The following is an 11,672-nucleotide window of genomic DNA, read 5'->3' as shown; positions in this document are numbered from 1 at the left end:
TAAAAAATGCTTGAACTACAAGTCGCCTAGAGAATTTCTTCTTGGTGGCTAACTTGAACTTGAAATTTAGAAAAAAGGTTAGGACTTTTCCCAACCTTTATAGACGATTATTTTACTTTTTTAGCCAGCATTGTTGCAAAACGTAGTTGGATACGATTTCCGTTTTCATCACGACGGTGCAAATGACCAGGATTTTCATTATACTTCACTAACTCCCAGTCCTGGTAGTAATTTGCTAATTCCCCCTCTTTAAAGGTAAAGGGAAAATTAACTGAACATGGATAATCTTCCGTATCCATGGCACAAACAATCAAATTGTAGCCACCGATAGAGGTTTGTTCCTGGATGTTTCGGATAATAGCAGGAATACGTTCTGCTTGTAAAAACATGAGCACAACCGTTGATACGATAAAATCGTAACTTTGTCCAATGCTAGCTGAATTGATATCGTAGATACCGACAGGCATTTCTAAGTCTTCTTGCTCCACGATACTTTGTAACATTTCAAGGGACAGCTCATTTTGATCTACAGCTGTGACATCAAAGCCATGTTGAGCTAGAAAGAGTGCATTTCTTCCTTGACCACATCCTAGGTCTAGTGCCTTACATGGTTTTACTGTATCCATAGCTTCTAAGACTTCCGAATGGACTGGATTGCTATTGTATTTCTTAGGGAAGTAATCCTCTGCTTTACAATAAAATTCCAAGTACCATTCCACATCTTCTGTGGCAGCTTCTACTCTGTGCCAGGCTTGAGGTTGCGCCATAGGATTATCAGCACCTGCTTCAAAGAGATGCTCAGCTATAATTTCTCCCTCCTCAGTCAACTCAATAAACTTAAGAGTCCCTTTTAATACGGTAATCTTGCCCCAGGTTCCGACCTTAGTATTGTGTTTTCTTTGAACAGCTTCAGGCATGGTGTCTTTATTCCAGACAGGCATGCGTTTATAGGCAACTAGTTTTTCCATATTCTTCACTCTTTCTATCGGTGGTTAACAGCTTTCATAACACGCGCAATATCGCGATCTTGCTCGCGGCGTTTGATAGACTCACGCTTATCGTAATCGTGTTTCCCTTTTGCAAGTCCTAAAAGTAACTTGGCATAGCCATCTTTGATATAAACTTTAAGAGGAACCAAGGTCATCCCTGTCCCTTTGGTTTCTTGCTCTAATTTCTGGATTTGTTTTTTATGAAGGAGAAGTTTACGACGGCGTTCTGGCTCCTGGTTCCAGATATTGCCCTCTTCATAAGGAGCGATATGGACATTACTCAACCAAACTTCCCCATTCTTAACCTGGGCAAACCCATCTTTCAAATTGATACGAGCTGCTCGAACACTCTTGATTTCAGTTCCTGTCAAAACCATTCCTGCTTCTAGCGTATCAACGATCGTATAGTCGTGGTGCGCCTTTTTATTTTGCGCGACGACCTTTCCCTCGCCCTTTGCCATGCTTGGCTCCTTTCTTTGCTACTTCTTTGTAAAAAGGTTTCTTGCTCTTTTTCTTCATGTCTTTTGGAGAATGCTTGCGCTTATCACCTAAGCGACCAGATTTTCTCTTGTCTTCTTTCTTATCTGAACGACGCCCTCTATCCTTACGACCAGACTGTTTCAAACCTTTCTCAATGACATCAAATTCACTTGGAATAAAGGAGAAATCGATCTCGCCAGTCATCTTATCGGCTCTTTCGACACGAATACGGATCTGCTGCCCAACTCGGAAAGTAATTCCTGATTTCTCCCCACGGAGGGTTAAATCGCGTTCATTAAAATGGTAAAATTCAGGTAGATTGGTAATGTGAATCAATCCCTCAACTGTATTTGGTAATTCAACAAAAAGACCAAATTTAACGATGCTTGAAACAACTGCATCATATTCTTCACCAACGTACTCTTCCATGTATTCAGCTTTTTTCATGGCTTCGACTTCACGCTCTGCCTCGATAGCACGTCGCTCACGGTTGGAAGACTGGGTAGCAATCTCAGGAATGACCTGTTCAAAATGCTCTGCTACATCCTTAGAACGTCCATAGTCACGAATCATACGATGAACAAGAAGGTCAGGATAACGACGAATGGGGCTGGTAAAGTGAGTGTAGTAGTCTGCAGCTAATCCATAGTGACCGTGATTATGCTCAGAATAGCGAGCCTGCTGCATAGAGCGCAGAAGCATCATTGATAATACATCCGCATATGGCTCACCTTCCACAGCACGCATGATATCTTGGAGGGCTTCTTGACTAATCTCGCTAGCAGTTCCATAGATACGTAATCCAAAACTTGAAGCGTAATCAATAAATTTCTGAACCTTTTCAGCCTTAGGTTCCTCATGGATACGATAGATAAAAGGTAGGTCCAGCTTACTAAAGTGCTCGGCAACTGTTTCGTTGGCAATCAGCATAAAGGACTCAATCATACGTTCTGCAGTCCCACGATGACGAAGGACAATATCAACTGGCTTGCCTTTTTTATCTACCAAAATCTTAGCTTCATTGGTATCAAAATTTAAAGCACCACGCTTAATTCGCATACTTTCCAATGTTTCATGGAGCTTAGCCATGAGTTCGATGCTAGGGACGATTTTCTTATAGTCTTGTCTCTTCTCCTCATCACCTGCTAGGATGTCATTTACATCACTATAGGTCATACGGAAATTTGTCTTGATAACAGTCTGCGTAATCGTATAATTCACAACACGACCCTGCTTATTAATTTCCATAATCGCAGACTGAGTCAAACGATCTACGCGAGGATTAAGGGAACAGATACCATTTGAAAGGCGCTCTGGCAGCATTGGAACTACACGGTCTGTCACATATACAGAGGTCGCACGATTGAGAGCTTCCTTGTCAAGAGCAGAACCTTCCGTTACATAATATGAAACATCCGCGATATGAACTCCTAGTTCGATATTTCCATTTTTCAATGGTTTGATATGAACAGCATCATCCAAGTCTTTTGCATCAGCTCCATCAATGGTAAAGGTAATTTCATCTCTTAAGTCCAAACGACCTTCCAGATCCTTCTCTGATGGAGCGTCTGGCACATTTTCTGCCTCTTTGAGAACATCCTCTGGAAACTCGGACACAATATCCATTGATTCCAAGACCTCGAGGACATCAATCCCTGCATCTGTAGAATGTCCAACAACATCTAGCACACTAGCGACAAAGAAATCGTGTTTCTTACTTGGGTACTTATCGATAAAGACCTTGAGAACCTCTGTACCGTCTAACTGAATAGCTGGCTTCTTAACGTAGATTGGTTGACTAATCTTTTGATTTTTTGAACGGATGTAACCTGCATACTTGGGCTTTTCCTCATCAAGAACGATTTGCCCAACAACTGTCGTTAGACTGTGCTCTAGGATGTCGATAATCTTTGCTTCTGCGGCGGTTCCTTTGTTACGGTCAGCAACTTTCTTAATGACAACTTCAACAGTATCGCCATCAATGGCATAGTTAACATCATTTTTTCCTACAAAAAGATCGTCTTCTTCGCCTTCAAGACTTACAAAACCGAACCCATTTTTATGGGCATGGAAAATTCCTTTTAGGGTAATCTCATGTTTTTTCTTCTGGTCTAGGGTTAAACTACCATCTTCTTCAAAGCGAATCTGGTGCTTTCGTTCCATCAAGGAAAGAGTTTTGATTAACTCACGGAAGTCCTTTGAACAATCCTTTCCGAGAGCACTGGCCAAGTCATTGACTGTGACTCGTCCCTTTTCTTGTATATATTCTTTTATTCTATCTTTCATGTTTTCTTTCTAGATTTTTTAAATTCCTTTTGCTGTAAAACCTTCTCAAACATCATTTAATACTCAATAAAAATCAAAGAGCAAACTAGAAAGCTAGGCGCAGGTTGCTCAAAACACCGTTTTAAGGTTGCAGATGGAAGCTGACGTAGTTTGAAGAGATTTTTGAAGAGTATAAAAATAAAAATAGGCAAAGACCTAGTCCCGCCCATTATTTTCTTATCTACTTGATAATACCGTCAATGCTAAGGCAATGGCTAGCCAGAAAAAGACTAAAATTCCTGTCAAACGTTGCATCACAGCTTCAAAACCGCGCGCTTTGCTACGTTCAAACAAATCACCTGCACTGGCATCAAATACATTGCTAGATTGGTTTTTAGTTGGTTGCATGAAAATTGCAATCACAATCACAACAGATAATACTAATAGAATGGTTAATAATAGGTTATACATATCAAACTCCTTAAAATCCCTATTATTCTACCATAATTTCTACTTAGATTCAAGATGTAGAGTCACTTTTCTTTCTTTTGGGCAATACTTTAAGACCTCAATCTTGTCTGGATGGGTTTTGGAGTTCTTACTGGTTAGATAATTGATACTGCCACAAGAGGAGCATTTGAGATTGATTTTTACTCGCACTAGATTTCCTTCACTTTTAATAATGTTTTAAATTGGATAAGGTTAAATAAACAACTGAGAGCTACACAAAGAGCTGTTGCATAAAATACTGAGTGATAGCCAAATTGTCCCGCTACTGCTGATCCTGCTATGGGACCTATCACTCCTCCTAGATAAAAAAAGACTTGATTAAATGCAAATACCCTTGAAATGCCAACTTTAGGGGTCATTTTGCTTAGGAGAGCATTGACACCAGGTATCAGTGCTCCCGTCCCCAGACCAAATAGAAAACGATAGAAGCCTAATTGGAATGGGCTAGTCGCATTTGCACATAATAGATATATGAAAACTGAATATACCTGAGCTACGACAAGTAGTCGATGATTACCCACTTTATCACCTAATTTACCCATGATACCTGCGCTCATCATACTTGAAAATCCCATGCTTGATACAATCAAACCAGAGACAAAGAGAAGATTCTCTTTCTGTCCCAGATCTCGTACATAAAGGGCAAGGATGGGACCAATAGATTGGGCAGCAAATTGAATCACAAAGCTAGTTAGAAATAGATTTATCAGGAGAAAAGGGTATTTAACAGAAGTAAAGAGCTCTTTTGTAGGCAGTGCTTTTTCTTTTGGCACTGGTTGAAAGTTTTCTTTTATAAAAAGAATGGTTAAGATTGCTGCCAAGAACAGGAAACTACCGACCAATAAAAAGACATTTCGAATTCCAAAAATTTCGGCAATGAAACCACCTACAAATGGACCGGTCAAAGTTCCAGCGACAACACCAGTTGATAGAGTCCCTAGAGCGTATCCTGACCTATCTTTGGGAACTTGACTTGCAATTAAAGCTGTCGCATTGGGTACAAATCCTGTAAAAACTCCATTAAGAAACCGTAAGAACAAGAGCCAGAAAACATTTGGAACAAAGGCCAGACCACCCATAGTAATAGTCATAGCTAGCCCTGCACGAATCATCATGGGTTTTCGACCATACTTGTCTGCTAAGATACCCCAAACTGGTGATACGAAGGCTGCAGAAATGGCTGAGACTGATATAGCCAACCCTGAATAAAAGGCAACTTGATCTCCTTCAATTCCTAACTGTTCGACAAAAATAGGCATGAAAGGAACAACAAGAGAAATGCTGGCTCCCGTTAAAAAGCAACCAAACCAAGCAATACGAAGATTATCCTTCCAACTAATCTCTTTCAAGAGTATCGCCTCCTTGAAGTAGGCTGGCCACTTGACTCAACAGTTGCTCTCGACTCCCATTATTGTCTAAAATATGACTAGCCAATCTTTTCTTTTCTTCTAAAGGCCACTGGGAGGCCAGACGGGTTTGTGCGTCCTCTATAGTCAGATAATCTCTTTTCATTAAGCGATCCAGCTGGGTATCTCGACTTACATAAACTAGCCAAGTTTCATCGAACCATGAAGCATAGTTCTGCTCAAAAAGTAGGGGGATATCCATGAAAAAGAGAGCTTCTGTCTGAGCAAACTGATTTCGTAATGCAGCTAACTCCTCACGAATAATCTCACCTTGGGTTCTCTTAGACCATTCCTGCTCTTCTGGCTTTGAAAAAATAAGGCTAGCAAGCAAGGGGCGATTCAATTCCCCATCTTCTAGAAGGACTTTTTCACCGAAATGCTCTACTAAAATCTGATAAAGGCGACCACCAGGTTTTTGAAGTTGGTGAACAAGAGCATCCGCATCTACCACTTCAAACCCTTTTTGTCTTAGAAAATTTGTGACAGTGGACTTACCTGACGCAATACCACCAGTGATTCCGATTATTTTTCCCATCACTTTCTCCTTTGACATTTTGGACAAAAATGGGTTCCACGACCACCGAGTTGAATTTTTTCGATGATGGCTCCACAGCGAGAACATGCCTCTCCAGTCTTATCATAGACCTGATGAAAATCCTGCATGGTCCCATCCTCGCCAAAAGCATTGGTATAGGTGCGAATGGTTGAACCTCCTTTCTCGACAGCCTGGCTCAAAACAGCAATGGTCTGGTCATGAACGGCAGTCGCTTCATCTGCGGTCAAAGTCTGTGAAGGTCTTTCCGGATGAACTTTCGCTCTCCAGAGAACTTCATCCACGTAAATATTCCCCAGTCCAGCAACCAAAGTCTGATCGAGAAGATGCGATTTGATAGGTTTTTTAGATTTTTTCAAGGCTAGTTTAAAACTCCCTAAATCAAAATCTTGCTCAGTCGGTTCCGGACCTAATTTCTTAGAAATAAAGTAAGCTTCTAAAAGCTCAGGAGCAAGCAATTCCATAGTTCCAAACTTACGGACATCCTCGTAAACCAGAGTCCCACCATCTTCAAAATGAATCAAAACATGGGCATGCTTGCGTTCAGGGACTTGGTCTGGGTAATAAAAATACTTTCCTTCCATTCGTAGATGCGAAATCAAGACCTTGTCTGTTAGATAAAAAAGCAAATATTTTCCACGACGTCCTATAGATTTAACAACTTGACCAGGCAATTCTTTCTGAAATTGATCCAAATCTGTCTTTATCATCTTAGGATAACGAATATCAATGGTTGTAATCTTCTTTCCCAGAATCAATTTTTCAAGACCTCGTCGAACCGTTTCGACTTCAGGTAATTCAGGCATAGCTCCTCCTTCTCTAAAAACAAGAAGCAGGCTACTGCCCACCTCTTCTTAATATTCTTTTTCGTTATAGCCAAAGTCAGCCAAATCTAGCTTCTTATCTCGCCAGTTTTTCTTAACCTTGACCCAAGTTTCTAGGAAAACCTTGTCCCCTAGCATAAGCTCGATATCACGACGGGCCATAGTCCCAATCTTCTTGAGCATAGCACCACCTTTACCGATGACAATCCCTTTTTGGCTGTCACGCTCCACCATGATGGTTGCTCGAATATGAACCTTGTCAGTCTCTTCATCTCGTTTCATAGAATCCACCACTACTGCAACTGAGTGTGGAATTTCCTCACGCGTTAAGTGTAAGACCTTTTCACGAATCATCTCTGATACTAGGAAACGTTCTGGGTGGTCTGTGATTTGATCGGATGGGAAATATTGGAAACCTTCTTCTAAGTTTTCGCTCAAAATATCAATCAAACGCGAAACATTGTTTCCTTGTAGAGCTGAAATCGGTACAATTTCCTTGAAATCCATCTGATTACGGAAATCATCAATTTGAGCCAATAGCTGGTCAGGATGAACCTTATCAATCTTATTGACCACCAAAATCACTGGAACCTTAGCAGCCTTAAGACGCTCGATAATCATGTCATCGCCCTTACCACGCGCCTCATCTGCAGGCACCATGAAGAGAACAGTATCCACTTCACGAAGGGTGCTATAGGCAGATTCGACCATAAAATCTCCGAGAGCCGTTTTAGGTTTGTGAATCCCTGGTGTGTCGATAAAGACGATTTGTTCCTTATCAGTCGTGTAAATTCCCATGATTTTGTTGCGCGTTGTCTGCGCCTTGTCACTCATGATGGCAATCTTTTGCCCCATGACATGATTTAAAAAAGTTGACTTCCCAACATTGGGACGTCCTAAAATGGCTACAAAGCCTGATTTAAAAGTCATAATTTCCTCTTGCTGTTTAAAATAATAAATCCCAAATCCGTGGGAGAAAGATAAGTGCACCTGTCAAAGCGGCAAAAAGTGAGACCACAAGCACGGCACCTGCTGCCATGTCCTTAGCTTTCTTTGCCAACATAGAAAAGTGATAGTGACTAGCCAAATCTACTACATTTTCAATAGCTGAATTAATAATCTCAAAAGCTACCACCATGAAAATGCTCATAAGTAGAAATAACCATTCGATTCGTGACACCTGAAAAACAAAACCTGCAAGAACAACTACAAGAGCTGTCGCTGCATGCTTTCTCATATTACGTTCTTCCTCAATTGCAGTCAAAATCCCAGTGATGGCAAATTCTAAACTTGAGATTAGGTCACGATTTTTCCATTTTCGTTTATTGTCTTGTGAGTCCATAGGCTGTCAAAATTTCTTCTTGTAAACCGAACATCTCCGCTTCTTCTTCGGGAGTGTAGTGATCATAGCCGTTAATGTGTAAAAAGCCGTGCACTGCCAAGAAGCCCATCTCACGCTCAAAACTATGACCGTACTCCTCAGCCTGCTCATGTGCCTTATCAATGGAAATAAAAAGTTCACCAATATAGGCGTCAAATTCTGACATCATTTCTGCTAAGTCAGGATCATTTTCCAGATCTTCCTCATCAAAGGCAATCTCTATCTCTGGTTTATATTCAAGACTGATGACATCTGTTGGACGATCGGTATCACGAAACTCTAGATTAAGTTCATGGCTTCGTTCGTTGGTCACAAAAGTGACTGCCATCTCCTTGTCTTCTTTTCCTAACTTTTTAGCAGCAAACTCTAAAATCTCTTGAGTTTGTTGTAGAATTTCCTTTGAAACTTGACCCGTTTCATCTACCATTTCAATATACATGTATTTCTCGATTCTCTTTACTTGGCTTTATTATATCACATTTCTATGATTTTATTCTACCTTTTTGATATAATACTATGGAATACATTCACGAGGAGAGAACCATGTCATTTGATGGATTTTTTTTACACCATATGGTTGAGGAATTGCGATCTGAACTACTAAATGGTCGCATCCAAAAGATTAATCAACCCTTTGAACAAGAACTGGTCTTGCAAATCCGTAGCAATCGTAAAAGTCATCGTTTGCTCCTGTCTGCCCATCCAGTTTTTGGGCGCATCCAGTTAACAGAGTCCACCTTTGAAAACCCTGCTCAACCATCTACTTTTATTATGGTATTGAGAAAGTACCTTCAAGGAGCAGTTATTGAGTCAATCGAGCAGATCGAAAATGATCGTATCGTGGAAATCATGGTTTCCAATAAAAACGAGATTGGGGACCATATCCAGGCCACACTCATCATCGAGATTATGGGCAAACACAGTAATATTCTACTTGTAGATAAGTCTAGTCACAAAATCCTTGAAGTTATCAAGCATATCGGTTTCTCTCAAAATAGCTACCGTACCTTATTACCAGGTGCTACTTATATTGCTCCTCCAAGTACAGAAGCTCTCAATCCTTTCATCGTCAAGGATGAAAAATTATTTGAGATTTTACAAACCCAAGAGTTGACTGCTAAAAATCTTCAAAATCTCTTTCAAGGTTTGGGAAGAGATACAGCAACCGAGTTAGAAAAACAACTGCTTAATGATAAACTAGCCACTTTCCGGAACTTCTTTAGACAAGAAACCAAGCCATGCTTGACTGAGACTTCCTTCAGTCCAGTTCCTTTTGCAAATCAGGTGGGAGAGACTTTTGCCAGTCTTTCTGATTTGTTGGACACCTACTATAAGGATAAGGCAGAGCGTGATCGTGTGAAGCAACAGGCAAGTGAACTGATCCGTCGAGTTGAAAATGAGCTACAAAAAAATCGTCAAAAACTTAAAAAACAAGAAAAAGAACTCCTTGCTACTGAAAATGCAGAGGAATTTCGTCAAAAAGGTGAATTGCTAACGACTTTTCTTCATCAAGTTCCCAATGACCAAGATCAGGTCATTTTGGACAACTACTACACCAATCAACCTATCACGATTGCACTTGATAAGGCACTAACGCCAAACCAAAATGCTCAACGTTACTTCAAGCGTTATCAGAAATTAAAAGAAGCTGTTAAATACTTGACTGAACTAATCGAAGAAACCAAGGCTACTATTCGTTACCTAGAAAGTGTAGAGACAGTTCTCAACCAGGCTGGACTAGATGAAATTGCTGAAATTCGTGAAGAATTAATTCAAACAGGATTTATCCGCAGAAGACAACGCGAGAAAATCCAGAAACGACAAAAACCTGAAAAATATCTTGCAAGCGACGGAAAAACAATTATCCTAGTTGGTCGTAACAACCTTCAAAATGACGAGTTAACCTTTAAAATGGCTCGTAAAGAAGAACTCTGGTTCCATGCTAAGGACATCCCTGGAAGTCACGTTGTTATCACTGCCAATCTCAATCCTACTGACGAAGTTAAGACAGATGCGGCAGAGCTAGCTGCCTACTTTTCAAAAGGCCGTCTCTCCAACCTCGTTCAGGTAGATATGATTGAGGTCAAAAAACTTAATAAGCCCACAGGTGGAAAACCAGGATTTGTGACTTATACTGGACAAAAGACTCTCCGTGTCACACCCGACCCTGAGAAAATTCAATCCATGAAAGTAAAATAAGGACTTTTAACCTGAAGGCTGTCAACATTTTAGATTTTTTAAAAAAAGGAGGTAAGCTCAATGCTACGGCATATCAAGTCTATTTTAACCATTATATTCGGAGCTGCCATCTATGCCTTCGGACTCACGTATTTCGTTGTGCCCCACCACTTATTCGAGGGGGGAGCAACTGGGATCACCTTGATTACCTATTATCTCTTTAACATTCCCATCTCCTTGATGAACCTGTTAATCAATATCCCGCTCTTTATTCTAGCCTGGAAAATATTTGGTTCAAAGACTCTGTACACAAGTTTGCTCGGAACCATTTCCTTATCCATTTGGTTAGCAATCTTTGAAAAGATTCCTCTCCACTTTAATCTTGAAGGAGATTTGGTTATCGTTGCCTTGGTTGCGGGTGTTCTTTTGGGACTTGGTCTAGGTGTTATCTTCAATGCTGGTGGTACCACTGGTGGAACAGATATCGTCGCTCGAATCCTGAACAAGTACACCAATATCTCCGTTGGAAAATTACTCTTTGCACTAGACTTCCTTATCCTAATGCTCATTTTAATTATTTTCCAAGACCTTCGTCTCGTAACCTACACACTTCTATTTGACTTCATCGTCTCAAGAGTTATTGACTTGATTGGTGAAGGCGGATATGCTGGCAAAGGTTTTATGATTATCACTCAAAAGCCTATGGAAGTGGCAGATAAAATCAATGAAGAGTTAGGTCGAGGTGTCACCTTCATATCTGGACAAGGTTACTACAGTCAAAAAGATTTAAAAATTATTTACTGTATCGTAGCAAGAAATGAAATGATTAAGATGAAAGAAATGATACATACCGTGGATCCGATGGCCTTTATTACCATCACTGAAGCACACGAAATTTTAGGAGAAGGGTTCACCTTCGTAAAAGAAGAAACTTCATAACATCTAGATATCAAAAATGAGGCTGGGACAAAAGTCCTAGCCTCTCAATTGTCTTTGGATTGTCGAGCAAGACGCAGTGGTTGAGTGGGCTCTACTTCGCTGATTTCATCAGATTTTACAGCCCTACTCAACTGTGCGTAGGTGGGA

At 40.5% G+C, this 11,672-nt stretch carries 13 protein-coding genes; 2 read left to right on the top strand and 11 right to left on the bottom strand.

The window, feature by feature from the left end:
• Positions 1–107: 107 nt before the first annotated feature.
• The 11 genes from tehB to ybeY form a co-directional block, all read right to left on the bottom strand.
• Positions 108–968 (bottom strand): SAM-dependent methyltransferase TehB, encoded by an 861-nt coding sequence (gene tehB, locus HMPREF2837_RS01030; protein ID WP_049548651.1) that lies wholly within the window; start codon positions 966–968, stop codon positions 108–110.
• 14 nt (positions 969–982) lie between these two features.
• Positions 983–1,450, bottom strand: a complete 468-nt coding sequence (smpB, locus tag HMPREF2837_RS01025) for an SsrA-binding protein SmpB (RefSeq protein ID WP_001051741.1) — start codon at positions 1,448–1,450, stop codon at positions 983–985.
• Entirely contained in the window at positions 1,413–3,755 is a 2,343-nt protein-coding gene (gene rnr, locus HMPREF2837_RS01020) for a ribonuclease R (protein WP_049548652.1), read from the bottom strand. The genes smpB and rnr overlap by 38 nt, the downstream gene beginning before the upstream one ends.
• A 216-nt stretch (positions 3,756–3,971) precedes the next feature.
• Complete coding sequence (gene secG / locus HMPREF2837_RS01015; protein ID WP_000282514.1) at positions 3,972–4,205, bottom strand: preprotein translocase subunit SecG; 234 nt, start codon at positions 4,203–4,205, stop codon at positions 3,972–3,974.
• Between the two features lie 39 nt (positions 4,206–4,244).
• Positions 4,245–4,394 (bottom strand): 50S ribosomal protein L33, encoded by a 150-nt coding sequence (gene rpmG, locus HMPREF2837_RS10560; protein WP_001809104.1) that lies wholly within the window; start codon positions 4,392–4,394, stop codon positions 4,245–4,247.
• Positions 4,394–5,593 carry a multidrug efflux MFS transporter PmrA gene (locus HMPREF2837_RS01010; protein WP_049548653.1) on the bottom strand — a complete coding sequence of 400 codons (1,200 nt, stop codon included), beginning with the start codon at positions 5,591–5,593 and terminating at the stop codon, positions 4,394–4,396. Before HMPREF2837_RS01010 ends, rpmG begins: the two co-directional genes overlap by 1 nt.
• Positions 5,580–6,185 carry a dephospho-CoA kinase gene (gene coaE / locus HMPREF2837_RS01005; protein ID WP_049548654.1) on the bottom strand — a complete coding sequence of 202 codons (606 nt, stop codon included), beginning with the start codon at positions 6,183–6,185 and terminating at the stop codon, positions 5,580–5,582. The genes HMPREF2837_RS01010 and coaE overlap by 14 nt, the downstream gene beginning before the upstream one ends.
• The gene (gene mutM / locus HMPREF2837_RS01000; protein ID WP_049548655.1) at positions 6,185–7,009 is read right to left on the bottom strand and encodes a DNA-formamidopyrimidine glycosylase; all 825 of its coding nucleotides are present in this window, start codon (positions 7,007–7,009) and stop codon (positions 6,185–6,187) included. The genes coaE and mutM overlap by 1 nt, the downstream gene beginning before the upstream one ends.
• 48 nt (positions 7,010–7,057) lie before the next feature.
• Entirely contained in the window at positions 7,058–7,957 is a 900-nt protein-coding gene (gene era / locus HMPREF2837_RS00995; RefSeq protein WP_049548656.1) for a GTPase Era, read from the bottom strand.
• 16 nt (positions 7,958–7,973) lie between these two features.
• A complete protein-coding gene (locus HMPREF2837_RS00990; protein ID WP_049503550.1) occupies positions 7,974–8,369 on the bottom strand; it encodes a diacylglycerol kinase family protein in 396 nt (131 codons plus the stop codon).
• Complete coding sequence (ybeY, locus tag HMPREF2837_RS00985; protein WP_075230530.1) at positions 8,350–8,847, bottom strand: rRNA maturation RNase YbeY; 498 nt, start codon at positions 8,845–8,847, stop codon at positions 8,350–8,352. Before ybeY ends, HMPREF2837_RS00990 begins: the two co-directional genes overlap by 20 nt.
• 104 nt (positions 8,848–8,951) lie before the next feature.
• Between ybeY and HMPREF2837_RS00980 the strand changes: the two genes are divergently transcribed.
• Positions 8,952–10,607, top strand: coding sequence for an Rqc2 family fibronectin-binding protein (locus HMPREF2837_RS00980; RefSeq protein WP_049548658.1), 1,656 nt, complete (start codon positions 8,952–8,954; stop codon positions 10,605–10,607).
• A gap of 60 nt (positions 10,608–10,667) precedes the next feature.
• On the top strand, positions 10,668–11,525 hold the full coding sequence (locus tag HMPREF2837_RS00975) for a YitT family protein (protein WP_049548659.1): 858 nt from the start codon (positions 10,668–10,670) through the stop codon (positions 11,523–11,525).
• Positions 11,526–11,672: the final 147 nt, after the last annotated feature.

Origin of the sequence: Streptococcus sp. HMSC071D03, assembly GCF_001812125.1 — a bacterium.
Classification (GTDB): domain Bacteria; phylum Bacillota; class Bacilli; order Lactobacillales; family Streptococcaceae; genus Streptococcus; species Streptococcus pseudopneumoniae_N.
This window is presented reverse-complemented; position numbering and strand designations above follow the sequence as displayed.

Excerpts from the sequence above, each read along its gene's own strand:
- tehB (WP_049548651.1), bottom strand. The coding sequence starts at position 968 with ATGGAAAAACTAGTTGCCTATAAACGCATGCCTGTCTGGAATAAAGAC.
- smpB (WP_001051741.1), bottom strand. The coding sequence starts at position 1,450 with ATGGCAAAGGGCGAGGGAAAGGTCGTCGCGCAAAATAAAAAGGCGCAC.
- rnr (WP_049548652.1), bottom strand. The coding sequence starts at position 3,755 with ATGAAAGATAGAATAAAAGAATATATACAAGAAAAGGGACGAGTCACA.
- secG (WP_000282514.1), bottom strand. The coding sequence starts at position 4,205 with ATGTATAACCTATTATTAACCATTCTATTAGTATTATCTGTTGTGATT.
- coaE (WP_049548654.1), bottom strand. The coding sequence starts at position 6,185 with ATGGGAAAAATAATCGGAATCACTGGTGGTATTGCGTCAGGTAAGTCC.
- mutM (WP_049548655.1), bottom strand. The coding sequence starts at position 7,009 with ATGCCTGAATTACCTGAAGTCGAAACGGTTCGACGAGGTCTTGAAAAA.
- era (WP_049548656.1), bottom strand. The coding sequence starts at position 7,957 with ATGACTTTTAAATCAGGCTTTGTAGCCATTTTAGGACGTCCCAATGTT.
- HMPREF2837_RS00990 (WP_049503550.1), bottom strand. The coding sequence starts at position 8,369 with ATGGACTCACAAGACAATAAACGAAAATGGAAAAATCGTGACCTAATC.
- ybeY (WP_075230530.1), bottom strand. The coding sequence starts at position 8,847 with ATGTATATTGAAATGGTAGATGAAACGGGTCAAGTTTCAAAGGAAATT.
- HMPREF2837_RS00980 (WP_049548658.1), top strand. The coding sequence starts at position 8,952 with ATGTCATTTGATGGATTTTTTTTACACCATATGGTTGAGGAATTGCGA.
- HMPREF2837_RS00975 (WP_049548659.1), top strand. The coding sequence starts at position 10,668 with ATGCTACGGCATATCAAGTCTATTTTAACCATTATATTCGGAGCTGCC.